The sequence below is a fragment of the Streptomyces sp. NBC_00310 genome (genome assembly GCF_036208085.1).
Taxonomy (GTDB): Bacteria; Actinomycetota; Actinomycetes; order Streptomycetales; family Streptomycetaceae; genus Streptomyces.
In genome coordinates, this window is the sequence record NZ_CP130714.1 from 9,676,836 (window position 1) to 9,702,999 (window position 26,164).

A 26,164-nucleotide genomic window follows, 5' to 3' on the forward strand; every position below is an offset into this window, starting at 1 on the left:
GTGGGCTTTCGCCCGCCCGGCCGGGGAACGCTCAGCGAACCTCGACCAGGCGGGCGAACACGACGACGTTGCCGTCGTAGCCGTTCTGCTGGGAGAAACCGCCCCCGCAGGTGATGACCCGCAGTTCGGGAACTCCGCTGTTCCCGTAGACCCGGTCGCCGGGGAAGTCGTTCTTCTCGAACACCTCGATGCCGTAGATCTCGAACACGGCGGTCTTTCGGTCCGCGCGCCGGATCTCGACCTTGGCGCCCTTCTTCAGCGCCCCGAGTCCGTAGAACACGGCGGGTCCCTGGTCGTTGTCGACATGGCCGACGACGACGGCGGTGCCCTTCTCGCCGGGGGAGACCGCTCCGGTGAACCAGCCCGCGAGGTTCGGGTGCCGGGCGGGCGGCGCGTCCACCCAGCCCTGCGCGTCCAGCCCGACGGCCATGGCCGGCGCGTCGACCCGGATCGAGGGGATCCGCACCCGGTCGACCATGGCGTACGGCAGCGGGTCCGGGACATCGGCGAAGGTGCCGCGGGGTGTGCTGCGGCTGTCGGCGGCCGCCGCCGACGCGGGCTGTGGCGGTCCCACGTCGAACTCGCCCGAGCCGTTCCGGATGAGAGCGAGGCCGGTCAGCAGAACAAGCGCTATCACGCCCCACGGAGCGCGCTTCTTGCGCCGCTCCTCCCATTCGGCCTCGGCCGGTCCGGACGAAGACATTCGCCATCCCCTCTCGACCCGGCCGTCGCCGTGTCCGTCGCGCATACGACGAACGCTAAGCGTGCCGCACGGCGACGGCGACGGGGCAGGTGCGAACGGGTGGCGGCGAAGGGGAGTCCTGCGCCATCCGAGTTGCGGACCACAGGAATTTTCTGACGGTGCGTGACCTGCGGCGATATCCGATCATGCGGAGATATCCCGGCGTGTCCCCTCACCAGGACGGACCATCGCCGAAATGCGGCCCCGCGCACGGCATCTGAGGGTCTTTCTGGGAGGCGCTTTCTCGCCGATCGACCGGGGACGGGACCCGGGGCGCCTTCCGCGGAGGATCACATGCGTACTACTCGTGTCCTGGCGGCCTCGGCCGCCGCGGTCGCCCTGGTCGGTGTCGCCGCGCCGACGGCCGCCGCCTGGGACCAACCGAGCTCGGTCACGGCCGCCCCCAATGCCATCGCCCGTGGCGGGCAGCTCGTCCTCACCGTCAGCGGTGGTGACGCGTGCGCGATCGCCGGCAGCACGATCAGCTCGAACGCCTTCCCCACCACCAACCTCACCTCCATGGGCGGCACGACCGCCACGGCCAGGGTGCGGGTCAACTCCGACGCCAGCCCCGGCTCGTACAGCGTCACCACCCACTGCGAGGGCAAGCGGAAGACGTTCACCAGCACCTTCACCGTCATCGGCGGTGTCCGTGGCGGCCTCGGCGGCAGCAGCGCCACCGGGGCCACGACCACCGACATCGCGATCGGCGGCGGACTGGTGACGGCGGCGGTCGTCGGCGGTGGCGTCTTCTGGATGCGCCGCCGCTCCGAGAACAAGATCTGAGCCCGAGAACACGATCTGCCCGAGAACCGGATCCGAGTCCCGAGAAACAGATCAGCGCCCGACAACGGATCAGCGCCCGAGAACGCGATGTGGCCCGCCCCGCGGAGCGCGGATCGTACGCCGCACAGCCCTTCGCCCCGGAACCCGTGAGGGCCCGGGGCGAAGGGCTGTCGACGGTGGCGTGCGGAACGGCGGTCAGGTCTGGCTGCCGTCCTCGGGGCGGCGGCGCGACCAGCGCCAGGCCGCGCACAGCGAACCCGCGACGAGCGCGGCACCCAGGCCGATCTCCTGGAGGTCGAAGCCCGCGAGGGTGCCGCCGGCCCCGGCGTGGGAGCCGCGGGTGGGGTAGTGCGTGGGGTGATGGGTCGGGTGGGCGATGGTGAGATCGGTCCGGCCGCTCTCGTCGCCGCACTGGAACGTCACCTCGTACACCGTGCCGGGCCTGGCGTCCCGGTCGACGGTCGCCGTGGCCGAGGACTGGCCCCTGGGGAGGGTGACGGTGTCGAAGACGCCCGAGGAGACGGTCGTCCTGCGGTGGCATCCGTCGACGCGCAGGGTCACCTGCCCGCCGGGGGCGACCGTCGAGGGCATGACACTGAAACCGAACGACGTGATGTCGCCGGCCCGTGCCGCGTGCGCGGCCGGAGCGGTGAGGGAGAGGGCGGTCACGCCCAGCAGAGCGGCCGAAGCGACGCGTATCGCGCGCATGGATGAGCCTCCGGGTCCCCGAGGAGCTCGCTGCGGACCGTTTCCGCCTGCGCCTGAAATGCACCTCGATGACGGAAACGCTAGGAAGGTGAGCCCGGTGGCGCGATCGCAGTCGCGCGAATGGGGCAAGCGTGTGCTCCGTACGGGGGACCGGCTTGCGTACGGCCGGGCTTGAGCGACCGTCACCCGCCCGCGTTCGGGAACAGGGTCAGGAACGGATCCGCCGTGGCCGAGAGCCCCCGGCTGTAGGGCGCGTCGAAGTCCCAGACGAGGAACAGCAGGAACGCGATGAGGGCGGAGAACAGACCGGCGAGGATCAGCTCACGTGGCGTACGCCGGATCTGCAGGGCGAACACCATGCCGACCGTCACGACGGCACCGGTGATCAGGCCGAACCACACCACACCGGGCATCGTCTCGCCGGTGGAGTCGGCGCGGCTGCCGCGCGCGGCGTCGGCCGTGGCCACCTGGTCGAGCAGCGGCTGGTAGGCCTGCGCCTCGAAGTCGTCGCGCGGCTCGTAGTCGGTGACGTCGTGCCGGACCGTCTCGAACAGTTCGGTGCCGCGCTCGGTCACCTCGCCCTTCTCGGCCATGACCTTCCACTCGGTGGTCACGACGTGGCCGACATACGCGTCGATGTCGCCGCGGATGCGGTCGCGCACGTCCTCGGGGTACACCCGCACCCGTTCGCTGATCTCGTGCAGGGCCTGCGCCTCCGTCTGGACCTGGTCCTGGGCGGCGCTGCGGGCCTCCCAGACACCGGCGATGGCCAGACCCAGCACGATGGCGTACACCACGCCGATCATCATGGTGATGTACTCGATGACGTCCGGGGTCTCGGACGGGTCCTCGTCCGCCGGTGCGGCGTGATGCCGTACTACGGCCACGATGAGGACGACCAGACAGGCCGCCCCCATCGCGAGGGTGAGAACAAGCCATTCCGACAAGAGGTTCCTCCAGAGGTCAGCGCGGACGCAGGGCGGCGGCGGCGAACACCGCGGGCACGGTGACGAGCAGGGCGAGCGAGACGAGGGACGGGCCGGAGCGCTTGGCCGCCGAGTGGGACGGGGCCCGGTACGGCGGGTAGCTCACCGGGGTCGGTGACGCCTCCGGACGTGGGCTCGGCGTGGGCGTCGGTTTCGGCCTGGGCGTGGGCGTCGGGGTGGGGGCGGGCCGGGGCGCCTCGGTGACGGGCGGCGGCGGTGGGGCGGGCCTCGGGGGCGGTGTGGGCGTCGGCTTCGGAGTGGGAGTGGGGTCCGGGGTGGGGGTGGGCGCCGGCGGCTTCGGCCGCGGTGGGGGAGTCGGGGTGGGCGTCGGCTCCGGGGGGCACGAAGGAGTCGGTGCGGGTGTGGGCGTGGGGGTGGGTGACGGAGTGGTCTCCGGAACCGGCTCGCAGGAGTCGGTACCCCCGACCGCCACGGCGACCGCGCCGCCGCTGTCCGGGCCGACGGTGGCGTACGCGCAGGCGTCGGCGACCGCCGTGCCGCTCGGCGTTCCGGTGAGGAACCAGGTCAGTGCGAGCAGGGCCGACAGCCGCAGGGCGAGAGCGGATCGGGTCCGCTGGGGTCCTTGCACGTCGGAGATCATCCGTGGCCGCGCGCCCGCGTACGCGGGAGCACCTGGGGATTGCTCCGAACGAGGGAAGAACGGGCCCTGAAGGTTTGAGTGCGGGTGCCCGACGCTGACGCCTCGTTCGATGCCTCCGCAGGCCGGCGCCGCGCACCGCGTCACAGACTTCGGAAAGAAATTCGCGCAGCGTTGAACACATCAGCCACTCCCGCCCGTACCTAGGACCAGCAAGCGGCGCAGTAGGGCGCTGCAACACCCACCGGATACACGGGGAGTTGGAATGAAGACCTCCTGGCGGAGCGCCTCACTCGTAGCGACAGCTGCGGCTGTACTGGTGCTGACGACGGCGTGCGGTCAGGAACAGGGGTCGACGTCCTCGCAGAACGTGGGCGCCGCTTCCACGCCGACGCTCGGTGCCGGCACGATCGCGGGCACCGGGGCCGGTACGGCCGGCGCCGGCGCGGCCGGTTCCGGTACATCGGACCAGGCCCAGTCCACCACGGCGGCCTCCGCGGGCCAGCTGACGGTGTGGAACAGCGACGAGTACGGCAAGGTCCTCACGGACAGCGCCGGACGCACCCTGTACCGCTTCGACAAGGACTCCTTCGAGCCGCCGAAGACGACCTGCGAGGGCGAGTGCGCCACCACCTGGCCGCCGGTGCCCGCCTCGGGCGCCACCGCCGCCCAGGGTGTCGACAAGGCGCTGCTCGGCGAGGTCAGCCGCCCCGACGGGACCAAGCAGCTGACGGTCGGCGGCTGGCCCATGTACTACTTCGCCAAGGACACCAAGGCCGGTGACATCAAGGGCCAGGGCCTCAAGGGCACCTGGTTCGCCTCCGCCCCCAACGGCAAGAAGGCCTCCACCAAGGGCGGCGGCGCAGCCACCGGCGGCACGGGTGGCGCGGGCGACACCGGTGGCGGGGCGGTCGAGCAGGCCGGCCTGACCACGCGCAAGGACGCCAAGCTCGGCGAGATCGTCGTCGACAAGAACGGCATGACGGTCTACCGGTTCCTCAAGGACACCCAGTGGCCGATGTCGACCAAGTGCACCGGCGCCTGCCTCGACAAGTGGCCCGTCGTCGCCCCGGTCGACAAGAACGACACCGAGGGCATCCTGCTGAAGGGCTACACGGTCTTCGACCGGCCCGACGGATTCAAGCAGCAGACCATCAACTGCATCCCGCTCTACACCTTCGCCAACGACAAGTCCCCCGGCGACACCAACGGCCAGGGTGTCGGCGGTACCTGGTTCGCCATCAACGGCGACGGAGAGCCGATCGGCGCGCAGAAGTAAGGATCACCTTCCCCAGGGTAGATCGCCTCGCCATTCAGAAAACCGCACGCGGAAGGGAGTGGACGAGAAAAAGAGTGCCGGACGCACCCCATCAGCGCGGCCGATCCAGGTCCGCCCCCTCCGCACCGCACGGAGGGGGCGGGCCCTTTGGCATGCCCGGGTGTGGCCGAACAGGTGTGCCTGGGCGCGGTGTTGTCGGGCCGGTGTCAACGTCCTGAGCCGAACAGGCATGGTCGGGGCGGCGGTTGGGCATGTGCCATCGGCAGCGGCATTGAACGGACGGTCAATTTCCGTTTTCGCTCGCTCCTTCGGCGGACGATCAGTAGCCTCAGCTCGAACACCGGATCGCCTACGCCACCCCCGACGCGTTGGAGAGCACAGATGGAGCGTCCCGCCTGGGCGCCGCGGAGCATCGACATCTCGATGCCGTCCGTGGCCCGCATGTACGACTACTACCTGGGCGGTTCGCACAACTTCGAGGTCGACCGGGAAGCGGCGCGCAAGGCCATGGAGTTCATGCCGGGCCTGCCCAAGATCATGCAGGCGAACCGGGCGTTCATGCGCCGCGCGGTGCGGTACGCCGCCGGTTCGGGCATCACCCAGTTCCTGGACATCGGATCCGGGATCCCCACCTTCGGGAACGTGCACGAGGTCGCCCAGGACGCCAGCCCCGGCGCACGGGTCGTCTACGTCGACCACGACCCGGTCGCCGTAGCACACAGCCAGGCCGTTCTGAAGGGGAACGACGACACGGACGTGGTCGCGGCCGACCTCCGCAAGCCCCGCGAGATCCTCACGAGCCCCCACGTCGAGCGACTGATCGACCTGAACCGGCCGGTGGCCCTGCTCCTGGTTGCCATACTGCATTTCGTGGAGGACACGGACGACCCGTACGGAGCGGTGGCCGAGCTGCGTGACGCGCTCGCGCCCGGCAGCGTACTCGTCGTCTCGCACGCCTCCTACGAGGGGATTCCGCTTCCCCAGGAGCGGGCCGAGGGCGCGGTGGACGTGTACAAGGACATTCGCAATCCGCTGATCATGCGCTCTCGAGGTGAGATCGCGCGGTTCTTCGAGGGGTACGACATGGTGGAACCCGGAGTGGTGCCGATGGCGAAGTGGCGGCCCGACACGGCTCCCGAGGACGAGGATCCGTACGCCTTCTCGGCGTTCGTCGGCGTGGGGACCAAGGCGTGAGGGCGGAGCCGGACGGGCCGGAGGACAGACTCCGCCGGTTCGCGACGATCTGGAGCCGCGCCGTCTTCCCCGCCACCTCCACGTCGCTGACCCGGCCCGAGTTCGAGGAACAACTCCTGCCGCTGGCCCGCAGACTCAGCGAGGCGCTGCGGGCCAGGACGTACGACGCCGGGGAGGGCAGGGCCGTCGGTGCCGCCCTCGTCGGGGCGCACTGCACCGAGCCCGAGGCGCTCGGCCGGACCCTGGACTGCGTCGACGCCTACCTGGTGCTCTACTGCGGCGGCGACGGACTCCAGGAGGATCTGCGGGCGCGTGCCGCGCGGCTGCAGTCCGCGATGGCCGCCGGATACGCCGAGGCGCTGCGGCAGCGGACCCTGGCCGAACAGGAGGCGATCGCCCGCGCGGCGCTGGAGGCCCAGGGCGTGGTCGCCCGCGCGCTGCACGCGACCGAGGCCCGCTTCCGCGCGGTGTTCGAAGGCGCCGCCATAGGCATCGGCATCGCCGACCTCGAAGGCAACATCCTGCAGGTCAACGGTGCTCTGCTGCGTATGTTCGGCGTCACCGAGCAGGCGATGCGCGGGCGCAGCGTCACCGAGTGGACGCACCCCGACGACGCGCCCCAGGTCTGGCGCCTGTACGACGAACTGGTCGGCGGTGAGCGCGAGCACTACCACACCGAAAAGGCGTTCTCCCGACCTGACGGAACCGTCCTGTGGACCAACCTGACGGTGTCCCTGCTGCGGGACGCGGACGGCCGGCCCCAGTACCAGCTGGCCCTCATGGAGGACACCACCGAGCGCCGGCTGCTCAACCTCCGCCTGCGCTACGAGGCCACCCACGACGCGCTCACCGGACTGCCGAACCGCACCCTGTTCTTCGAGCGCCTGGAGAAGGCCCTCGCGGCGGGCGACGGCCAGCGCTTCGGCCTCTGCTACCTCGACCTCGACGGCTTCAAGACCATCAACGACAGCCTCGGCCACGCGGCCGGCGACCGCCTGCTCGTCGAGGTCGCCGACCGGCTGCAGTCCTGCGCGACCGCGCCCGGCGAGATGGTCGCCCGGCTCGGCGGCGACGAGTTCGTGGCGCTGACCACCGGCACCGACACCGAACGCGAGGTCGACGACCTGGCCGACCGCATCATGAACGCGCTGGTCACCCCCGTACGCATCGAGGGCAGGGAACTCCTCGTCCGCGGCAGCATCGGCATCGTCGAGGGGCCGGCGGGGGAGCGGGGCCCGGCGGAGGTGCTGCGCAGCGCCGACATCACGATGTACCGGGCCAAGTCGGCGGGCGGCAACCGCTACGAGATGGCCGACGCGGAGGCCGACGCCCGCGCCATCACCCGGCACGGGCTCACCACCGCGCTGCCCGCCGCGCTCGACCGGGGCGAGTTCTTCATCGAGTACCAGCCGCTGGTCCACCTCGGTGACGGGACCGTGCGCGGGGCCGAGGCCCTGGTCCGCTGGCTGCACCCGCAGCACGGCGTCCTCGGCCCGGACCGCTTCATCCCGCTCGCCGAGCGCACCGGGCTGATCGTGCCGCTCGGCCGCTGGGTCCTGGAGCAGTCGGTGCGTCAGGCCCGCGCGTGGCAGGAACGGCACGGTGGCACGGGCGCCACCGGCCCGCTGCGGGTCAACGTCAACCTCTCCCCGTGCCAGCTGACCCATCCCGGACTGGTCCAGGACACGGTGGACATCCTGGAGCGCGCCGGACTCCCACCGGACGCCCTCTGCCTGGAGGTCACCGAGTCGGCCCTGATCGGAGCCGACGACGACCTGCTCAAACCCCTGCGCAGGCTCTCCGAGATGGGGGTCGACATCGCCCTCGACGACTTCGGCACCGGCTACTCCAACCTCGCCAACCTCCGCCGACTGCCGGTCCGCGTCCTGAAGTTGGACCGGTCATTCACCCAGAGCATGCAGCAGTTCCCGGCCGACCCCGTCGACCTGAAGATCGTCGAGGGAATCGTCGCCCTCGCCCACAGCCTCGACCTCGCGGTCACCGTGGAGGGCGTCGAAACCGGCGCCCAGGCCGAACAGTTGCGCATTCTCGGCTGCGACACGGCCCAGGGCTGGTACTACGCCCGCCCGGGCCCGCCGGAGCGGCTGCACGAACTGGCGCTGGTGGACGCGACGGGATAGGGGTTCTTCTCAGCCGACGGGGCGTGCAGCGCGCCCTTGAGGGGCGCGGGGAACTGCGCGCTCAGCCACAGTGAACCCGCAGACCCCAGAGCGGCGCTCACGACCAACGGCGCGACCGGGACCACCGATACACGCTCACCGCTCGACCAACATCCGCTGCAACTCCCTCGCGGCCCTCGGCGGAGCCACGTCGCTGCGGTGGGCCAGGGCGATCGTGCGGTGGAGACCCGGGCGGGCCAGGGGAGTGACACGCAGGCCCCGCCCGGAGCGGGTGGCGACCATGCGGGGGACGACGGCGACGCCCAGGCCGGCCCGGACGAAGCCCAGGACCGCGTCCATCTCGCCGCCCTCGACCGCGAAGTCCGGCTCGAACCCCTCGGAGCGGCACGCGGCGACGGTGAGTTCGCGCAGGTCGTAGCCGTGGCGGAACATGACCAGCCGCTCGCTCTCCAGATCGAGGACGCGGACGGTACGGCGCCCCTCGCCGGGCTGGGGGGCGTCGGGGGAGGAGACCACCACCAGGTCCTCGCGCAGCAGCTCCACCGTGGTCAGGGCCGGGGACGGCGTGGGGAGGGGCAGGACGACCAGGGCCAGGTCGAGGGCGCCCCGGGCCAGCTGGCGGACCAGGTCGTGGGAGCCGCCCTCCTCGATCATCAGCCGGATGCCGGGGTAGCGGTCGTGGAAGGCACGCAGGACGTCGGGCAGCAGGCCCGTGCACAGGCTCGGGGTCGCGCCGAGCCGGACCCGGCCCCGCCGCAGCTGCACCAGCTCCTGCACCTCGTGCCGGGCGGTGTCCGTGTCCGCGAGGATGCGGCGGGCCAGCGGCAGCAGCGCCTCACCGGCGTCGGTCAGCGTGATGTTGCCGCGCGCCCGCTGGAAGAGGTCCGCCCCCAACTCCCGTTCCAGCGCCTTGATCTGCTGTGAGAGCGACGGTTGCGCCACATGGACCAGCTCGGCGGCCCGGGTGAAATGCCTGGTCTCGGCCACCGCCACGAAGTACTGGAGCTGCTGGAACTGCATTCCTCCACGATACGGGACGATAGTCTCCGGCTATCGAATCAAGCTGTTCCATGTCTTGGACCGATGAGGTGACGCGGCTCTAGCGTCGTGGGCATGGCTCTGGCAACGCGGACGGAACGAAAACCGTCCATGGCACGCACGGTGTGGGACAGCTCCGTCGGCAAGAAGACGGTGATGGCCGTCAGCGGACTGATCATGCTGGCGTACCTGGTCGTCCACATGCTGGGCAACCTCAAGATCTTCTTCGGTTCGGACGAGTTCAACGGCTACGCGCACTGGCTGCGCACCCTCGGCGAGCCCTTCCTGCACCACGAGTGGGCCCTGTGGATCGTCCGCGTGGTCCTCGTCGCCGCGGTCGTCGCCCACGCCACGGCCGCCTACCAGCTCAGCCGCCGCGACATCAGGGCCCGGCCGGACAAGTACGTCCACCGGAAGCGCCGGGCGAGCTACGCGACCCGCACCATGCGCTGGGGCGGCGTCATCCTCGGCCTGTTCATCGTCTGGCACATCCTCGACCTGACGACCGGCACCGTCCACCCGAACGGCTTCGAGGCCGGACACCCCTACCAGAACGTGATCGACACCTTCTCCACCTGGTACGGCAACGTCATCTACCTCGTCGCGATGCTCGCGCTCGGCCTGCACGTCCGGCACGGCTTCTGGAGCGCCGCACAGACCCTCGGCGCCGGCAGCCGCACCCGCGACCGCGCCCTGAAGACCACGGCGAACGTCCTGGCCCTGGTGCTGACCCTGGGCTTCGTCTCCGTACCCCTCGCCGTCATGACCGGAGTGGTGAGCTGAACATGACTACGTCCTCCGAGTACGCGGACTACGTGACCGGTGAACCGGTCGTCGACGGCAAGGCGCCCGAGGGCCCGGTCGGCGAGCGCTGGGACAGGCGCCGCTTCGAGGCCAAGCTGGTCAACCCCGCCAACCGCCGCAAGCACACCGTCATCGTCGTCGGCACGGGCCTCGCCGGCGGCTCGGCCGGCGCCACACTCGCCGAACAGGGCTACCACGTCGTCCAGTTCTGCTACCAGGACTCCCCGCGCCGCGCCCACTCGATCGCCGCGCAGGGCGGCATCAACGCCGCGAAGAACTACCGCAACGACGGCGACTCGGTCCACCGGCTGTTCTACGACACCGTCAAGGGCGGCGACTTCCGGGCGCGTGAGTCGAACGTGCACCGGCTCGCACAGATCTCGGTGGAGATCATCGACCAGTGCGTGGCGCAGGGGGTGCCGTTCGCGCGGGAGTACGGCGGTCTGCTCGACACCCGCTCCTTCGGCGGCGTACAGGTGTCCAGGACCTTCTACGCCCGGGGGCAGACGGGGCAGCAGCTCCTGCTGGGCGCCTATCAGGCGCTGTCGCGGCAGATCGCGGCCGGGAACGTGGAGATGCACCCGCGGACCGAGATGCTCGACCTGATCGTGATCGACGGGCGGGCGCGCGGGATCGTGGCACGCGACCTGATCACGGGGAAGATCGACACCTACTTCGCCGACGCGGTGGTGCTGGCGAGCGGCGGGTACGGGAACGTCTTCTACCTCTCGACCAACGCCATGAACTCGAACGCGACGGCCGTGTGGCGGGCGCATCGGCGGGGCGCCCTGTTCGCGAATCCGTGCTTCACGCAGATCCATCCGACGTGCATTCCGCGCACCGGCGACCATCAGTCCAAGCTGACGCTGATGAGCGAGTCGCTGCGCAACGACGGGCGGATCTGGGTGCCGAAGGCGCAGGGGGACCAGCGGCCCGCGAACCGGATTCCCGAGGAAGAGCGCGACTACTACCTGGAGCGGATCTACCCCTCCTTCGGCAACCTGGTTCCGCGTGACATCGCCTCCCGTGCCGCGAAGAACGTCTGCGACGAAGGACGGGGCGTCGGGCCCGGCGGGCAGGGCGTCTACCTGGACTTCGCCGACGCCATCGCGCGGATGGGACGGGGGGCCGTCGAGGCCAAGTACGGCAACCTCTTCGACATGTACCACCGGATCACCGACGAGGATCCGTACGAGGTGCCGATGCGGATCTACCCGGCCGTGCACTACACGATGGGCGGGTTGTGGGTGGACTACGACCTCCAGACCACCGTCCCCGGCCTGTTCGCGATCGGCGAGGCCAACTTCTCCGACCACGGGGCCAACCGGCTCGGCGCGTCCGCACTGATGCAGGGCCTCGCCGACGGGTACTTCGTGCTGCCGGCGACCATCAACGACTACCTCGCCCGGCATCCGAAGCCGAGCGGGATCGGCCCCGAACACCCCGTCGTCCAGGAGGTGCTGGCCGAGACCGAGGACCGGCTGAACCTGCTGCTCGCCGTCGACGGGGACCGTACGCCCGACTCCTTCCACCGTGAACTCGGCGAGCTGATGTGGGAGTTCTGCGGAATGGCCCGTACCGACAGCGGGCTCAGGAAAGCCCTGGAGCGGATTCCGCAGATCCGCGCGGAGTTCTGGCGGCGGATCAAGGTCCCGGGTACGGGCGAGGAGTTCAACCAGTCCCTGGAGAAGGCCAACCGGGTCGTCGACTACCTCGAACTCGCCGAGCTGATGTGCCTCGACGCGCTGCACCGCGGCGAGTCGTGCGGCGGTCACTTCCGTGAGGAGTCCCAGACGGCGGACGGTGAGGCGGAGCGCCGCGACGAGGAGTTCTCGTACGCCGCCGCCTGGGAGTTCACGGGGACCGGCGCGGCCCCCGTGCTGCACAAGGAAGACCTGGTCTTCGAGTACGTCCACCCCACCCAGCGGAGCTACGCATGAAGCTCACCCTGCGCGTATGGCGGCAGCGGGCCGCCGACGCCGACGGCGCCATGTCCACGTACGAGGTGGACGACATCTCGCCCGACATGTCCTTCCTGGAGATGCTCGACACGCTCAACGAGGAACTCATCCTGCGCGGTGACGACCCGGTGGCCTTCGACCACGACTGCCGGGAGGGGATCTGCGGGGCGTGCTCGCTGGTCATCAACGGGGACGCGCACGGGCCCGAGCGGACGACGACCTGCCAACTGCACATGCGGTCCTTCGCGGACGGCGACACGATCGACGTGGAGCCGTGGCGGGCGTCGGCGTTCCCGGTGATCAAGGACCTGGTGGTGGACCGGTCGGCGTTCGACCGGATCATCCAGGCCGGGGGATACATCACGGCGCCCACGGGGGCCGCGCCGGAGGCGCATGCCACGGCGGTGCCGAAGCCGGACGCGGACTTCGCGTTCGAGCACGCGGAGTGCATCGGGTGCGGGGCCTGCGTGGCCGCCTGTCCCAACGGGGCGGCGATGTTGTTCACGTCGGCCAAGATCAACCATCTGAACGTGCTGCCGCAGGGGGCGCCCGAGCGGGAGACGCGGGTGCTGGACATGGTGGAGCGGATGGACGAGGAGGGGTTCGGGGGGTGCACGCTGGCCGGTGAGTGCGCGACCGCTTGTCCCAAGGGGATTCCGCTGGTGTCCATCACGAGCATGAACAAGGAGTGGCTGCGGGCCGCTCGCAAGGCCGGTAAGCGGTAGCGCTCCGCTGAGTGCCCGTCTGTTTCGGGGTGCGGGCCGTATGTGGCTGGTCGCGCAGTTCCCCGCGCCCCTGAAGGGGCGCTGATCGTTCGCCGAATCGTGCGGACGGGCGGGGCCGGGAGTGGTGCTCATCCCCGGCCCCGTCTGGATTTCCGGGCGTCGGTAGGCTGCGCGCATGATTTTCGGGCGCAGGGGGAGGGAGCGGTTCCTCGAGGCTGTCGCCTGCTTCGATGCCGCCGTGCGGGAGCGGGACGGTGCCCGGCTCCAGCGTGCGTACCAACAGATGCGCCGGCGGTTCGAGGGAGCGGGGGAGCAGGAGATCGCCCAGGCGGCGCCCCGGCTGGCCGCGTTGCTGCCGGAGCTGCCCGCGGGGCCCGACACCATGGTCGCCATCGTGATCGGTGCCTGTGTCGAGCGGGGCGCGGACCCGGCCGACTGCGCGCCGGCGATCTTCCACGGGCTCGAGTGGGCACTCGGCGCCGCCGGGGAGTTCTGCGAGCGCTGGTCGGCGACCGGCGGCGGCGACTTCCCCGAGCCGGACGACGGGGATCCCGATCCCGCGGTCGTCGAACGGGTCGGCAGGGAGGCGGCCCTCGGCTGGTGGCTGCTTCCGCGCTGGGAGATGGCGGCCGTCGCCCAGCTCAACCACGCCGCCGTACGGACCGGGCTGGGCGCCGGGCCGCGTGCGCGGCTGTTCCGGGCCCTGCGGACCGTGGAAGAGGCGTCCGGACACGACTTCAAGTGCCTCGCCTACGCCCTGCTCGTGCTCGACGACGAGCCGCTGGTCGTGCTGCACCGGCCGAGCGGCACCGGCTACGCGATGCGGATGAGCGGGATCGGGGACAACTTCCAGCTGCACACGCTGCTCGCCGGGGTTCTCGTCGGGGGCGGTCGGGTGGACGGCCGGGCGCCGTCCGCACAGGAGGTCGCCGTGTGCCGGGACGAGCCGGGGCGGGTGCCGACGACCGGGTCGTTCAATCTCGTGACGCCCGGCGGGGAGTGGGTGTGGAACGAGGGGACGCCCAGCGACATACCCGTGGTCGACGGCGTACGGCTGCTGGTGCTCGATCCCCCGCCGTACGAGCGGAGCTGGCCCGCCGGGCGGTTCTTCCCCCGGATGACGGGCGATCTCGTCCTGGAGCGGGTCCTCGACGCCGATGAAACCCGCACGTGGCTCGGGGGTTGCGTTCCGGCCAAGTGACCGACACCGGGACCGTTCCGTTCAGCAAGCGCACATCCGGGCTCCCGCCACCGGTCACGCGAAGGCCAGACGGCGTCGGAAGAACAGGTACGCGCAGGCCGCACCCGACCTGCCTGTCCTTCCGCTCAGGCCGAACCGGCCCGTGACCTGGAGTGAGCCATGACCGCCGTATCCGCTCTGGACACCCCTCCCCTGCCGTCCCCGTCAGCGGTCCCCACCCGCTACTCCGTCACCCTCGCCCGCGACGAAGCCGACGTCCGTGCCGCCCAGCGGCTGCGGCACGACGTGTTCGCCGGAGAGATGGGCGCCCTGCTGGCCGGCCCGCGGCCGGGGCTCGACGTCGACCCGTTCGACGCGTACTGCGACCACCTCCTCGTCCGGGAGACGCTGACCGGGGACGTGGTGGGAACCTACCGGCTGCTGCCGCCGGAGCGGGCCGCCGTCGCCGGACGGCTGTACTCCGAGGGCGAGTTCGACCTCACCAACCTCGACGCCGTCCGGCCCGGCCTCGTCGAGGTCGGCCGCTCCTGCGTCCACCCCGGCCACCGGGACGGCGCGGTCATCGGCCTCATCTGGGCGGGCATCGCCCGCTACATGCTCGACCGGGGCCACGAGTGGCTGGCCGGCTGCTGCTCGATCCCCCTCGCCGACGGCGGCACGCTCGCCTCCGCGACCTGGGACCGGGTGCGGGACAGGCACCTGGCGCCGGAGGAGTACCGGGTACGGCCGCTGCTGCCCTGGGTCCCGCAGGACGAGGCCCCGGCGGCCCGAAGGGAACTGCCGCCGCTGCTGCGCGGCTATCTGCGGCTCGGTGCCTGGGTCTGCGGCGAGCCCGCGCACGACCCCGACTTCGGTGTCGCCGACCTGTACGTGCTGCTGTCGATGCGCCGGGTCGACGCCCGCTACCTGCGGCACTTCCTCTCCCTCGTACCGGCGGCGTGACCCGGTGAGCGGGTGGCTGCCCAGCGCGCCCTGCAGCCCGCAGGCGTGTGTGGAGGCGACCGGGCCGGTCGCCGCCCTGCCCCGGGCCGCCGCGCGGTTCACGGCGGTCGTGGCCCTGGTCGCCGTCGGGGTCCTGGTGCGTCTCGTCGGCCTGCGGGTGCCGCCCGGAGTCGTGCGGCGGTGGTGCCGGTGGACCGTGCGGGCCTCGGGGGTCCGCATACGGATCTCCGGCGCCGCACCGCCCACCGGCGGGCTGCTGCTCGTCGCCAACCACGTCTCCTGGCTGGACATACCGCTGCTCGGCGCCGTGCGTCCCGCGCGGATGCTCGCCAAGTCGGACATCCGGCGGTGGCCGGTGCTGGGCGCGCTCGTCGCGCGGGGCGGGACGCTGTTCATCGAGCGGGACCGGATCCGCGCGCTGCCGGAGACGGTCGCGCGCGTCGCCGAGGTCCTGCGCGGCGGCGCGGCCGTCGTCGCCTTCCCCGAGGGGAGCACCTGGTGCGGCCGCGCCCAGGGCCGCTTCCGGCGGGCCGTGTTCCAGGCCGCGCTCGACGCCGGCGTGCCCGTGCAGCCGGTCCGCCTCCGCTACCGGTTCACCGGGGGCGGGGCGAGCACCGCCCCCGCCTACGTCGGTGACGACTCGCTGCTCGCGTCGGTGTGGCGGGTGGTGTCGGCGGGCGGGGTCGTCGCCGAGGTGGACGTACGGCCCGTCATCGACCCGGCCGGCCCTCGCGACCGGCGGGCCCTGGCGGGAGCCGCGCAGACGGCGGTCGTCGACGTGGAGGCCATGGTCGAGCACGTACCGGGTCCGCGCGGCGGTTGCCGGGGCGCACGGCCGCGCTCCGCGACGGGGTCTCGGCCCCGGCCCGCACCGGCGACCGAGATCGCTTCCGCTCCGCGACCGGGGGTTGGCTGAGGTCCGTGACGGGGGCTGGTCGCGGTCTGTCGGCTGGGGGTTGGCTGAGGTCCGTGACGGGGGCTGGTCCCGGTCTGTCGGCTGGGGGGCAGTCCAGGGCCGCGACATGGGCTCGTCCCGGTCTGTCGCCTGGGGTCGGCTGAGGTCCGTGACAGGGGCTCGTCCTGGTCTGTCGGCCGGGATCAGTTCAGGCTCGCGGCAGGGGCACGCCCCAGCCGTCCGAGCGGGATCAGCCCAGGCCCGCGATCCGGGCCAGACCCCGGTAGGACTCCAGCAGCGCCTCGCGGTCGTACGTGCTCGTCGTGACCAGGATCTCCTGGGCACCCGTCTCCTTGATCACCGACTCCAGCTCGTGCGCGACCTGCTCCTCCGTGCCGTACACCTGGCCGGTCAGCCCGGACTCGTAGAAGCCCCGCTCCTTGGCCGTCATCGTCCGCCGCTCGACCTCGTCCGCCGGGGCGAGCGGCGGGAACGTACCGTGGGTGCGGGAGTACGCCATGGCCCAGGCCTCCGGAAGGAGGACGCGGTGGGCCTGCTCCGGGGTGTCGGCCACGGCGACCGTGCCGGAGACGACGACGTACGGCTCCTCGGCCCAGGCGGACGGGCGGAACCCGGCGCGGTAGCGGTCGATGCCGCGCCGCATCCTGTCGCGGTCGCGGAGGTCGCCGATCACCATCGGCAGGCCGGCCCGCGCGGCGATCTCGGCACCCTCGCTCATGGCGAGGACGAACGGGGGTACGGCCAGGCCCTCCGGCGGGCGCGCGTGCACCCCGGTCGGGGACGTCCCGCCGAACCAGCCGAGCAGCTCGTCGAGCTGACCCGCGAAGTCGTCGGCATCGTCCTTGTCCCGGCCCAGAGCCCGGCGTACGCCGTCCGTGAAGCCGACGGACCGGCCGAGCCCCATGTCGATCCGCCCCGGGAACAGGGACTCCAGGACGCCGAACTGCTCGGCCACGACCAGGGGGCGGTGGTTGGGGAGCATGACCCCGCCGGTGCCCACCCGGATGGTTCGCGTGGCCGCGGCGACGGCTGCGGCCAGCACGGTGGGGGCGGAGCCGGCCACGCCGGGTACGCCGTGGTGTTCCGACACCCAGAAGCGGTGGAAGCCGAGGCGCTCCGCTTGCTGGGCCAGGCGCACGGTGTCCCGGAGGGCCTCGGGGGCGGTGTGGCCCTCGCGGGTGCGGGAACGGTCGAGGACGGAGAAGCGGGTGGAGGAGAGGGCCGGGCTCATATGGGGTTCAACATTCTGGGGGCTGGGCGATTCCCTGACGTTGCGGGCTGCGGGTCCGGTGGGGGCTGGTCGCGCAGTTCCCCGCGCCCCTGAAAAAGCCGGGGCTGCGCCCCTTGCTTTTTCGGCCCGAGAGGGCCGCAAGGCCCTTAAGGGGCGCGGGAACTGCGCGACCAGCCCCCACCGGCGCCGCGGATGGCCACCCGCCCCACACCCCTCAAACCGAACCGCGCCCGGAAGGGATCCGGACGCGGCTCGGTTCAGGTGTCGCTGGACTCGGTGTTACTTGCGGCCGATGGTGACGCCCTTCGTCTTCGCGGCCGTCTTGTTCTCGTAGACGACCGTGCCGGTGGACTTCTTCCAGATCTTGATCTTGAAGGTGTCGGGGCCGTCGGTGGCGGTGATGCGGAAGGCGTAGCCGCTCTTGCCGTTGACCGTGCCGGAGCCCTGGTAGACGGCCTTGGAACCGGTGACCACGAACCAGTCGGAGCCGGTGGAGCGGAACTTCAGCTTGGCCCGGGCGAAGTCGAGCGAGGCCTTCCCGGACGGCTTGGTGTCGCGCTTGCCGTACTTGGCGGTGAAGGAGAAGCTCGTCGTGCCGGTCAGCTTCGGGCCTGCCGGGAAGGCCCCGGCGGGCGAGGTGAAGCTGCTGATGCCCGTCGCGGAGCCGGCCGGGTCGTAGACGATCAGCTCGGGGAGCGTGCTGCTCGCCGAGGCGCCGTCGTCGTCGGTGACGGTGATCACCGGGCGGAAGACGCCGGCCTTGCGGTAGGTGTGCTCGGCCTTGCAGCCACCGGCCGCGACCTTGCCGGCCGTCGGCTTGGTGCCGTCCTTCCAGTCGACCGTGCAGGTGTGCGTGTCACGGGTGCCCGGGTCGGTGAACCTGGCCGTGACCGACGTGCCCTTGCCCACCGCCACCGGGGACTTCGGGCCGGTCGCGGAGGTGATCTTCGGGGCCGCGTTGGTGACGGTCACGGTCGCCGAGTCGGTGCTCCGGCCACCGGTCAGGGTGACCTCGTAGGTGCCGTTGTCGGTGCAGGTGAGGGTGGTCTTCGCCGACTTGGCGTCCGCGAAGGTGCACGGCGCGCCCTTCTCGGTCGTCCACTTGCCGGTGCCCGCACCCGAGATCGTGCCGTTCAGCTCGATCTTGGCGCCCTCCTTGCCGGAGGCGTCCGGGCCGGCGCGGACGATGGTGACCGGGTCGATGCTCTCCAGGGTGGGCACGACCTTCTTCAGCAGGCCGTCGGCGTCGAACTCCAGCTTGTCGATGGTGGTTTCGCGGTGGGTGCCGTCACCGCCGGGGATGGCGAAGCGGTGGTAGACGATGTACCAGTCGTCGGTGTTCGGGACGTGGACCACCGAGTGGTGGCCGGGGCCCTTGATGCCGAGGGCGAGGTCCTTCTCCAGGATCACGCCTCGCTTGGTCCAGGGCCCGGTGGGCGAGGAGCCGGTGGCGTAGGCGACGCGGTAGTTCTCGTCACGTGTGTCGTTCTCCGACCACATGAAGTAGTAGGTGCCGTTGCGCTTGATGACGAAGGTGCCCTCGTTGTAGCCGCTCGGGGTGATGTCGGTGACCTTGGAGGCGTCGAAGGAGACCATGTCGTCGTTCAGCGGCACGACGTATGCCTTGCCGTTGCCCCAGTAGAGGTACGACGTGCCGTCGTCGTCGGTGAAGACCGCCGGGTCGATCATCTGGCCGCTGTACGCGCCCGCCTTGAGCAGCGGCTTGCCCAGGGCGTCCGTGAACGGGCCGGTGGGTGAGTCGGAGACCGCGACACCGATGTTCGCGTCGGCGCAGAAGTAGAAGTAGTACTTGCCGTTCCTCTCCTCCATCGCCGGCGCCCAGGCCCTGCTGTCCGCCCAGGAGACGTCCGGACCGAGGTCCAGGATGACGCCGTGGTCCTTCCAGTGGACCAGGTCGGTCGAGGAGTACGCCTTGAACTGCGTACCGCTCCAGCCCTCGAAGCCGTCGGTGGTCGGGTAGATGTAGAAGGTGTCACCGAAGCGGACGATGTTCGGGTCCGCGTTGAGGCCGGGGATGACCGGGCTCTTCAGCTCCCGCGCCGACACCGTCCAGGTGCGCTTCTTCCCGTCCGAACCGGTGACCTCGTACGTCACCGGCTTGCTGAAGTCCTGCACGCTGCCGGAGGCGGGGCTGATCGCCGCGCCGTGGGCGAGGGTGAACTCCGGTGCCAGCTTGGTGAGATCCGTACCCGGCTTCATCGGCAGGGTGATCCGGCTGTCGGCGTCGCCGATGATCGCGTCGGTCTTCAGGTCCGGGTGGGTGACCTTCGCGATGCCCGTGGTGTTGCCGCTGATCTCCAGGACCTCGGCGGCCGTCAGGGCCCGGTTGTAGATCCGGAAGTCGTCGACCTCACCGCCGAAGTACGGGTCGGGGGAGTACATGGACCGGCCGATGTAGCCGCTGTAGTCCTTGTTCGCGTCGTACAGCTCGGACGGCTTGACGACGACGTCGGTCGCGCGGGACACCTCGATGCCGTCCGCGTAGAGGACCGCGGTCTTGGAGCCGGCGTCGATGGTGACGGTGACGTGCTTCCACTCGCCGACGGGGAGCCGCGCCCCCGACAGCTTCTTCTCCGCGCCCCAACTCGCCGCCGTGATGGCCGAGTAGAGGGACGAGGAGCCGTTGGACGGGCTGGCGAAAAGGTACTTGTCGCTGTCGGGGCCGAGGCCGAACAGCCACTGCCAGTTGTCGCCGCCCTTCCACTTCGCGTACGTGGCGACGGTGATGCTGTCGGCGTTCTTCAGCACGCCGTTCGGGATCTTGACGTACGGGGAGGTCGAGCTGCTGGAGCCGCCGGACATCTTGAACGAGCCGCCGTCGACGCCGGTGCCGAAGTCGGGCGTACGGACGTAGGTGCCGTGGTAGCCGTGGCCGCTGGAGTCACGGGCGATGTTGCCGCCGGTCTCTTCGAAGCCGTAGTGCAGGAGCAGGTCGGCCGGGACGTCCGGGCCCTCGGCGGAGACCGTGACCTCCGCGGTGACCTCGATCGCCGCGTCGCCCGGCAGGTCGCCCTTCACCGTGAAGGTGCCGGCCTGCGCGTACTGCGAGGCGTCCACGTCCTCCCAGGTGACGGCGACGGGCCGCTTGGCGCCGTCCGCGAACTCCGCGATGACGGTGGCCGGCAGGACCGGGGCGTCACCGATGCGCGTCTCGACCTTCGTGTCCTCGACGCTCGTGACGATCTGGTCCGGCTGGTAGGTCTGCAGCAGCCGGTCGTACTCGGCCTGGGTGACCGGGAGCACGGTGCCGTGCCGGGGCTTGGACGGCAGGTCGTAGTCGCTGGACGGGGTCCAGACGCCGGAGGCCAGGTCGGTCGTCTCGAAGGGGATGTAGCCGCGACCGCCGAACTCGTCGAGGAACGCGTACCACTTCTCCTCGGTGTTCGACTTGAACACCAGCGGCCCCTCGGCCGCGCTCATCTCGCCCTTGCCGATGCCCTCGGCGACCGCGGTCCAGGAGAGGCTGCGCAGCGAGTCGCTCTTCTCCTCGAAGATGAACTTGCTGTTGGGCGTGGAGGACGTGTTGTTCCGCTCGTCCTTGGAGAGACGGAAGTACTCGCCGTCGTGCTGGATGACCGTGGAGTCGATGACCGAGTAGCCGCGGTCGACCCAGACCTTCGGCTCGCTGAAGGTGTAGAAGTCACGGGTCGTCGCGTACATCATGCGGTTGTACGTGTCGCCGGAGTGCGCCTCGTTGTCGTACAGCTTCGACGCCCAGAAGACGACGTACTCGCCGAGCTGCTCGTCGTAGTACGCCTCGGGGGCCCAGGTGTTGCCCGCCGAGTCGGGGGAGACCTTCACCAGGCGCTGGTTGGTCCAGTTCACCAGGTCGGTGGACTCCCAGACCATGATGGACTTGCTGCCGGTGCGCTGGGAGGCGTCCCAGTCGCCGTTGCCGTAGATCCTCAGGTCGGTGGCGATCTGGTAGAACTTGTCGCCCTCGGGGGAGCGGATGATGAACGGGTCGCGCAGGCCCTTCTCACCGAGCGTGGAGGTCAGGACGGGCTTGCCGTCGTTCAACTCCCGCCACTTCAGCGGGTCGTTGCCCTTGCTCAGAGCCGCGTAGAGCTGCTCGCCGTCCGAGGTGCCCTCGCCGGTGAAGTAGCTGAACATGTAGCCCTTGTAGGCCTGCTTCGCGGGCAGTTCGGGCACCTTCGCGGTGAAGTCGCGGGTGGTCTTCGCGTCGCCCTTGGTGACGGTCGCGGTCAGCTCGACGGTCGTGGCGCCGTCGCCGTGCGCGGGACGGTGGACCTCGCCCTCGGCGGAGACGACGTCCGCGTTCGCGGAGGACCAGGAGACCTCGGTGCCGAAGTCGCCGTCGGTCGGGAGCGTGAGGTTGCCGCGGGCGTCGTCCAGGTTGTGCACGGTCAGTGCCTCGGCGGCCTGCTTGACGGCGGTCGTGTCGTCGAAGGCGGGCAGGACCGTGACCTCGAAGGTCTTGGTGGCGCTCGCGGTGCCCTTCTTCAGGGTCGCCGTCAGCGTGGCGTGGCCGTCCGGCTCACCGGCGGCGGGGCGGGTCACCGCGCCGGAGTCCGAGACCACGTCGGTGTTGTCGCTCTCCCAGCTGATGGACGAGCCGCCGGCCGTGCCGGTCTTCGGCAGGTCCAGGTCGGTGGTCACCGCGCTGGTGTCGCCCAGGGTGAGGGCCGCCTTGTCGGCGGCGACGCCCTCCTCGGCGATGGGGAGCGAGAGCTGCTCGACCTCGGAACCGGCGAGGGCGCGGTCGTAGACCCGGAAGTCACGGATCTTGCCCTTGAAGAGCTTGTCGCTGGTGTAGACCGACTTGCCCAGGTAGTTGGCGGTCGTGGTGCCCGAGCCGATGGAGCCCGGGGTGATGCTGACCGACGTGTTGCGGCCGACCTCCACGCCGTCCTCGTACAGCACGCCCGTGGTGCCGGTCTGGGTGTAGGTGAGCTGCTTCCACACCGAGCGGGTCAGGTTGTGCGAGTCGGAGGGCCGGGTGTTCTGCTCGGTCGACCAGTTGCCGGACGCGATGGAGGTGCGCAGCGAGTTGCCGGTGGCGAAGAGGTAGCCGTTGCCCGCGCCGCCGCTGGTGTTGCCGACGCCGTAGATGAAGTACGGGCCGGTCTGCGACTCGTCCATCAGCACGTCCATGGAGACGCTGATCGAGTCCATGCCCTTCATGACGTCGTTCGGCACCTTGACGTAGGTGTCCGAACCGTTGAAGGCGAGACCCTGGCCGTTGCCCGTCCAGCCGGCCGTGCCGTTCAGCGTGCCGTCCCGGCCGTTGCCGGAGGCGTCGGCGACCGTGGTGCCGGAGGCGGCGTCGAGTTTGTACCAGAGCGCCAGACCGGCGGTGAGGTCGGCGCTGTCCGCGGCGGCCGGCGCGGCGGGCCCGGCGAGGCCCAGAAGAAGTGACGCGGCTGTCAGTCCGGCGAGCGGACCCGCCCAGCGTCTCGCGCGGCCGCGCAGACGTTCTATGTACGTCATATCGAGTTATCCCTGCTGAGAGCACGGCTGATGAAGAGGTGGCGAAGGCAAGGGGAAAGCAAGGGGGAGGGGGTCGAAAAGGGGCGGGAGCCCTCGCCCCGGGCTTCCCGCTGTTTCCACCATGTGACGTCGTGTTGCGAGAGTGTCAATCGGCGTGTGGTGAGGCGTCAAGAGGTTTCGAACAATGTCCGACAGGTCGAACGCGAAGCCCCCGTTCCCAGAGGGAACGGGGGCTTCGTCGTGGCCTGACGGGGCGTCGACGTGCCGCCCCTCCGTGTCCTGCCGCCCGGCTCACTCGGCCGGGGTGCGCTCCACGGGGCGTATCAGCTCCCAGGTGTCCACCGCGAAGTCCCGCTTCATGCCGTGCCGTTCGTAGAGAGCGAGGGCGCCGCTGCTGTTGTCGGTGTCGACGCCGAGGCCGACGCGGTCGCGGCCCAGCGCCGCGTAGTGACCGAAGGCGTGCCGGAGCAGCAGGCTCCCGAGGCCCCGGCCGCGGGCCTCGCTCAGGACGCCGATGCTGGCGATCCAGGCCATGGCGGAACGGTCGTTGCGGGACCGCAGGGCCGCCACGTCACCGAGACCCCCGACGTGGGCGATCCAGATCAGCGACCAGTCGACGTGTGCGGCGTCGATGTCGTCCAGCCACTGTGCGTACGTACGCGGCTGGAAGTCGAAGTGGTCGGCGAAGGCCGTCTGGAGCAGGGCGTGGGCCTGCCTGCGGTCCGCTTCGGCGGCACAGGTGCGCAGGGTCACGCCGGGCGGGAGCACCGGCAGAGGCTCGGTGGGGGAGAGCGGGCGGGCCATGACGTTGTAGCGGCGGACCGTGCGCCAGCCGCGCCCACGCAACGCGTCGAGGTCCATGGTCGGCGCGATGTTGAGGTGCATGTGCACGACGGCCCGGTCCGCCCCGTTGGCCGCCGCGCGCTCCGCGGCCCGGGCCTCCATCAGGTCGAACAGGTGCAGCGCGCCGAGCGGTTGACCGGGCAGGGTGTAGTGGTCCATGTCGATGCGCTCGCCGCCGGACTCGTCCCACTGCAGCCCGTACGCCACGAGCCGGTCCCCGTCGAACAGCAGCCAGGAGTCCTGCTCCAGGTCCGCCTCGGGGTGCTTCAGATCGGCCTGCACCTCGCCCAGCTCGGTCTCGGCGCGGCCGATCTCCAGGACGTCGATCTCGTTGAGCAGCGCGCACACCGCCTCCGCGTCGTCGAGCGTCGCCGGGCGCACGGTCTGGCCGGGCGGCAGGGGGGTGGTGTGCGTCGTCGTCATGGGGTCACTGTCACGGGGCGGGGGTGGGGACCGCAACGGGATTTCGGGGCGGCCGGCGGGCGGCACCACGGCGGGCTGGTGGGATCGCGGCGGGCAGGTGGCACGGCGGCGGGGCGGTGGGGCCGTAGCACCTGGGCGGTGGGGCCGCACCAGGTGGGTGGGGCCGTAGCACTCGGTCGGTGGGGCCGTACCCGGTGGGTGGGGCCGTACCCGGTGGGTCGGGTCGCAGCCGGTCGGTGGGATCGGGGGTCACCCGTCGCGGTACCACGCCCGGTACGCGGCCACGGCGGTCGGTAGCGTCGGGAAGACCAGGTCTTCGCCGACCGACTCGGCGAGGCCGTACGCCTCCAACTCGTCGAGCAGGTCCTGTTTCACGCGGGCGAGGGCGAAGACGATGCCGCGACGGGTCAGTTCGCGGCGGAGTTCCTCGACCGCGTCGAGGGCGGTGATGTCGACCTCGACGTTGGCCTCGGCGTTGAGCAGGAACCAGCGCACCGTCTCCCCCCTCTCCTCCTGTTCGTCCACGACGGCGAGGGCGCGGCGGCGGAAGTCCTCCGCGTTGGCGAAGAAGAGCGGGGAGTCGTAGCGGTAGACGAGGAGCCCGGGGATCGTCCGGGCCTCCGGGTAGTCGTCGACGTCGTGCATGCCGGCCACACCCGGCACCAGTCCCTCCACGGCGTCATGGGGACGGGCCACCCTGGTCAGCAGCTCGGCCACCGACAGACCGACGGCGACCAGGACGCCGTACAGGATGCCCCAGGCCAGCACGCCGGTCAGACAGCCGACCGCGAGGAGCAGCTCCCGGTGCCGGAACGTGGCCAGTCGGCGGAAGCCGGCCAGGTCGACCATGCGGGCGGCGGCGTAGACGACGATCGCGCCCAGCACGGCCGACGGGGTGCGGGTCAGCAGCGAGCCGAGGAAGAGCAGTACGGCGAGGACCGCCACGCCGGAGACGAGCGCGTACACCTGGCTGCGGGCGCCCGCCGAGGCGGCCAGCGCGGTACGGCTGGCGCTGCTGCTGACCGGCATGCCGTGCAGCACCCCGGCGCCCAGGTTGGCGGCGCCCAGCGCCAGGAACTCCTGGTTCGGGTCGAACCCCGGGCCCTTGTCGGCGCGGTCGGCGAACGCGCGGGCGGTCAGGACGACGTCCGTGTAGCTGACGAGCAGGACCCCCAGGGCGGGCAGCAGCAACGACGGCAGCTCGGCCAGGTCCGGCACGGCGAAGCCCGGCAGGCCGGACGGGACCGCGCCGATCACGTCGATGCCGTACCGGTCGTCGAGGTCGAGGACGACGACGGCGGTCGTACCGAGGACGACGGCGAGGAGAGGGCCGGGGAGAGCGCCGGAGAGGCGGGGCACGAGAAAGAGGAACGCGATCGCGACCGCCGAGAACACGACGGTGGCCGGGCGGGCGTCGTCGAGGTGCCGGAGGAAGGACCACAGCTTCGGGAAGAACTCCGAGCCGGACGCCTCGACCCCCGCGAGCTTCGGCAGCTGATCCATGACCATGATGAGCGCCAGGCCGGCCAGATATCCGATCAGGACCGGGCGGGAGAGCAGCTCGGCGACGAAACCGAGTCGCAGCGCGCGGGCCAGGAGACCGAGCAGGCCGACGGCGATGGCGAGGACGGCGGCGAGGACGGCGTAGCGGTGCGGGTCCCCTGCCGCGAGCGGGCCGATCACCGCCGCCGTCATCAGGGCGGCCGTCGACTCCGGGCCGACCGACAGGAGGCGGGAGGAGCCGAGGAGGGGGTACAGGGCGAGGGCGGGCAGCATCGTCCAGAGGCCGGTCACGGGCGGCAGCCCGGCGACGACGGCGTACGCCATGACCTGCGGGACGAGGTACGCGGCGACCGTCGCGCCGGCGAGCAGGTCTCCGCGTAGCCATGAGCGCCGATAGCCAAGGAGCGTGGCGAGGCCCGGGAGAAGGCGGCGCCATGCCGCTGCGCGCTCGGCGGGGGCGTCGGCCATGCGTCTCCCTTCGGCCCGGGGATCTCAGGATCTACCGCGGGTGGGGGGAACGCGACGGGGGTGGCGGGGCGGTGGCGGTGGCCGTGGGGCCGATCGGCCGGGGTGCGGAGGTGCGCGGCGGCCTGGGCTGGGGCGGGGGCGCTCACCGCGGCGGCCTGGGCTGGGCTGAGGGAGGGGGCGCTCAGCGCGGCGGCCTGGGCTGG

At 71.1% G+C, this 26,164-nt stretch carries 19 protein-coding genes; 10 read left to right on the top strand and 9 right to left on the bottom strand.

Features of this window, described 5'->3' with window-relative positions; translation table 11 throughout:
* Positions 1 to 31: 31 nt before the first annotated feature.
* Positions 32 to 703, bottom strand: coding sequence for a class F sortase (locus OG202_RS42210; RefSeq protein WP_327726692.1), 672 nt, complete (start codon positions 701 to 703; stop codon positions 32 to 34).
* 333 nt (positions 704 to 1,036) lie between these two features.
* Between OG202_RS42210 and OG202_RS42215 the strand changes: the two genes are divergently transcribed.
* Entirely contained in the window at positions 1,037 to 1,528 is a 492-nt protein-coding gene (locus tag OG202_RS42215) for a hypothetical protein (RefSeq protein ID WP_326574424.1), read from the top strand.
* A gap of 195 nt (positions 1,529 to 1,723) precedes the next feature.
* On the opposite strand, the gene OG202_RS42220 is transcribed toward OG202_RS42215, so the two are convergent.
* The 3 genes from OG202_RS42220 to OG202_RS42230 all read right to left on the bottom strand — a co-directional run bounded on the left by OG202_RS42220 (position 1,724) and on the right by OG202_RS42230 (position 3,811).
* Positions 1,724 to 2,236 carry a hypothetical protein gene (locus OG202_RS42220; protein ID WP_327726691.1) on the bottom strand — a complete coding sequence of 171 codons (513 nt, stop codon included), beginning with the start codon at positions 2,234 to 2,236 and terminating at the stop codon, positions 1,724 to 1,726.
* Between the two features lie 182 nt (positions 2,237 to 2,418).
* On the bottom strand, positions 2,419 to 3,183 hold the full coding sequence (locus OG202_RS42225; protein WP_326574422.1) for a bestrophin-like domain: 765 nt from the start codon (positions 3,181 to 3,183) through the stop codon (positions 2,419 to 2,421).
* 16 nt (positions 3,184 to 3,199) lie between these two features.
* Complete coding sequence (locus tag OG202_RS42230; RefSeq protein WP_328224468.1) at positions 3,200 to 3,811, bottom strand: hypothetical protein; 612 nt, start codon at positions 3,809 to 3,811, stop codon at positions 3,200 to 3,202.
* Positions 3,812 to 4,085: 274 nt separating this feature from the next.
* On the opposite strand from OG202_RS42230, the gene OG202_RS42235 reads away from it, so the two are divergent.
* From OG202_RS42235 to OG202_RS42245, 3 genes are all read left to right on the top strand, one after another.
* Positions 4,086 to 5,099: an SCO0930 family lipoprotein gene (locus OG202_RS42235; protein WP_326574420.1), complete on the top strand. Its 1,014-nt coding sequence runs from the start codon at positions 4,086 to 4,088 to the stop codon at positions 5,097 to 5,099.
* A gap of 381 nt (positions 5,100 to 5,480) precedes the next feature.
* Positions 5,481 to 6,293 (top strand): SAM-dependent methyltransferase, encoded by an 813-nt coding sequence (locus OG202_RS42240; protein WP_326574419.1) that lies wholly within the window; start codon positions 5,481 to 5,483, stop codon positions 6,291 to 6,293.
* Positions 6,290 to 8,434 (top strand): putative bifunctional diguanylate cyclase/phosphodiesterase, encoded by a 2,145-nt coding sequence (locus tag OG202_RS42245; RefSeq protein WP_326574418.1) that lies wholly within the window; start codon positions 6,290 to 6,292, stop codon positions 8,432 to 8,434. The genes OG202_RS42240 and OG202_RS42245 overlap by 4 nt, the downstream gene beginning before the upstream one ends.
* 135 nt (positions 8,435 to 8,569) lie before the next feature.
* Here OG202_RS42245 and OG202_RS42250 read toward each other — a convergent pair whose 3' ends face one another.
* Positions 8,570 to 9,454, bottom strand: coding sequence for a LysR family transcriptional regulator (locus tag OG202_RS42250; protein WP_326574417.1), 885 nt, complete (start codon positions 9,452 to 9,454; stop codon positions 8,570 to 8,572).
* 93 nt (positions 9,455 to 9,547) lie between these two features.
* On the opposite strand from OG202_RS42250, the gene OG202_RS42255 reads away from it, so the two are divergent.
* The 6 genes from OG202_RS42255 to OG202_RS42280 all read left to right on the top strand — a co-directional run bounded on the left by OG202_RS42255 (position 9,548) and on the right by OG202_RS42280 (position 16,021).
* The gene (locus OG202_RS42255; RefSeq protein WP_327726689.1) at positions 9,548 to 10,255 is read left to right on the top strand and encodes a succinate dehydrogenase; all 708 of its coding nucleotides are present in this window, start codon (positions 9,548 to 9,550) and stop codon (positions 10,253 to 10,255) included.
* A gap of 2 nt (positions 10,256 to 10,257) precedes the next feature.
* Entirely contained in the window at positions 10,258 to 12,216 is a 1,959-nt protein-coding gene (locus tag OG202_RS42260) for a fumarate reductase/succinate dehydrogenase flavoprotein subunit (RefSeq protein ID WP_326574415.1), read from the top strand.
* On the top strand, positions 12,213 to 12,962 hold the full coding sequence (locus OG202_RS42265; RefSeq protein ID WP_326574414.1) for a succinate dehydrogenase/fumarate reductase iron-sulfur subunit: 750 nt from the start codon (positions 12,213 to 12,215) through the stop codon (positions 12,960 to 12,962). The genes OG202_RS42260 and OG202_RS42265 overlap by 4 nt, the downstream gene beginning before the upstream one ends.
* Positions 12,963 to 13,137: 175 nt before the next feature.
* The gene (locus OG202_RS42270) at positions 13,138 to 14,163 is read left to right on the top strand and encodes a hypothetical protein (protein WP_326574413.1); all 1,026 of its coding nucleotides are present in this window, start codon (positions 13,138 to 13,140) and stop codon (positions 14,161 to 14,163) included.
* Between the two features lie 159 nt (positions 14,164 to 14,322).
* The gene (locus OG202_RS42275) at positions 14,323 to 15,105 is read left to right on the top strand and encodes a GNAT family N-acetyltransferase (RefSeq protein ID WP_326574412.1); all 783 of its coding nucleotides are present in this window, start codon (positions 14,323 to 14,325) and stop codon (positions 15,103 to 15,105) included.
* Positions 15,106 to 15,109: 4 nt separating this feature from the next.
* A complete protein-coding gene (locus OG202_RS42280; RefSeq protein ID WP_328224469.1) occupies positions 15,110 to 16,021 on the top strand; it encodes a lysophospholipid acyltransferase family protein in 912 nt (303 codons plus the stop codon).
* A gap of 229 nt (positions 16,022 to 16,250) precedes the next feature.
* On the opposite strand, the gene OG202_RS42285 is transcribed toward OG202_RS42280, so the two are convergent.
* From OG202_RS42285 to OG202_RS42300, 4 genes are all read right to left on the bottom strand, one after another.
* Positions 16,251 to 17,252: an LLM class flavin-dependent oxidoreductase gene (locus OG202_RS42285; protein ID WP_328224470.1), complete on the bottom strand. Its 1,002-nt coding sequence runs from the start codon at positions 17,250 to 17,252 to the stop codon at positions 16,251 to 16,253.
* A gap of 279 nt (positions 17,253 to 17,531) precedes the next feature.
* Positions 17,532 to 22,724 carry a family 43 glycosylhydrolase gene (locus tag OG202_RS42290; RefSeq protein WP_328224471.1) on the bottom strand — a complete coding sequence of 1,731 codons (5,193 nt, stop codon included), beginning with the start codon at positions 22,722 to 22,724 and terminating at the stop codon, positions 17,532 to 17,534.
* 291 nt (positions 22,725 to 23,015) lie between these two features.
* Complete coding sequence (locus tag OG202_RS42295; RefSeq protein WP_328224472.1) at positions 23,016 to 23,990, bottom strand: GNAT family N-acetyltransferase; 975 nt, start codon at positions 23,988 to 23,990, stop codon at positions 23,016 to 23,018.
* Between the two features lie 249 nt (positions 23,991 to 24,239).
* Positions 24,240 to 25,961, bottom strand: coding sequence for a SulP family inorganic anion transporter (locus OG202_RS42300; RefSeq protein ID WP_328224473.1), 1,722 nt, complete (start codon positions 25,959 to 25,961; stop codon positions 24,240 to 24,242).
* Positions 25,962 to 26,164 lie beyond the last annotated feature (203 nt).

Bases quoted from the DNA above. Each gene is read 5' to 3' on its own strand.
- OG202_RS42300 (WP_328224473.1), bottom strand. From the start codon at position 25,961: ATGGCCGACGCCCCCGCCGAGCGCGCAGCGGCATGGCGCCGCCTTCTC.
- OG202_RS42275 (WP_326574412.1), top strand. From the start codon at position 14,323: ATGACCGCCGTATCCGCTCTGGACACCCCTCCCCTGCCGTCCCCGTCA.
- OG202_RS42240 (WP_326574419.1), top strand. From the start codon at position 5,481: ATGGAGCGTCCCGCCTGGGCGCCGCGGAGCATCGACATCTCGATGCCG.
- OG202_RS42210 (WP_327726692.1), bottom strand. From the start codon at position 703: ATGTCTTCGTCCGGACCGGCCGAGGCCGAATGGGAGGAGCGGCGCAAG.
- OG202_RS42220 (WP_327726691.1), bottom strand. From the start codon at position 2,236: ATGCGCGCGATACGCGTCGCTTCGGCCGCTCTGCTGGGCGTGACCGCC.
- OG202_RS42290 (WP_328224471.1), bottom strand. From the start codon at position 22,724: ATGACGTACATAGAACGTCTGCGCGGCCGCGCGAGACGCTGGGCGGGT.
- OG202_RS42250 (WP_326574417.1), bottom strand. From the start codon at position 9,454: ATGCAGTTCCAGCAGCTCCAGTACTTCGTGGCGGTGGCCGAGACCAGG.
- OG202_RS42285 (WP_328224470.1), bottom strand. From the start codon at position 17,252: ATGAGCCCGGCCCTCTCCTCCACCCGCTTCTCCGTCCTCGACCGTTCC.
- OG202_RS42270 (WP_326574413.1), top strand. From the start codon at position 13,138: ATGATTTTCGGGCGCAGGGGGAGGGAGCGGTTCCTCGAGGCTGTCGCC.
- OG202_RS42235 (WP_326574420.1), top strand. From the start codon at position 4,086: ATGAAGACCTCCTGGCGGAGCGCCTCACTCGTAGCGACAGCTGCGGCT.
- OG202_RS42255 (WP_327726689.1), top strand. From the start codon at position 9,548: ATGGCTCTGGCAACGCGGACGGAACGAAAACCGTCCATGGCACGCACG.
- OG202_RS42265 (WP_326574414.1), top strand. From the start codon at position 12,213: ATGAAGCTCACCCTGCGCGTATGGCGGCAGCGGGCCGCCGACGCCGAC.
- OG202_RS42295 (WP_328224472.1), bottom strand. From the start codon at position 23,990: ATGACGACGACGCACACCACCCCCCTGCCGCCCGGCCAGACCGTGCGC.
- OG202_RS42260 (WP_326574415.1), top strand. From the start codon at position 10,258: ATGACTACGTCCTCCGAGTACGCGGACTACGTGACCGGTGAACCGGTC.
- OG202_RS42215 (WP_326574424.1), top strand. From the start codon at position 1,037: ATGCGTACTACTCGTGTCCTGGCGGCCTCGGCCGCCGCGGTCGCCCTG.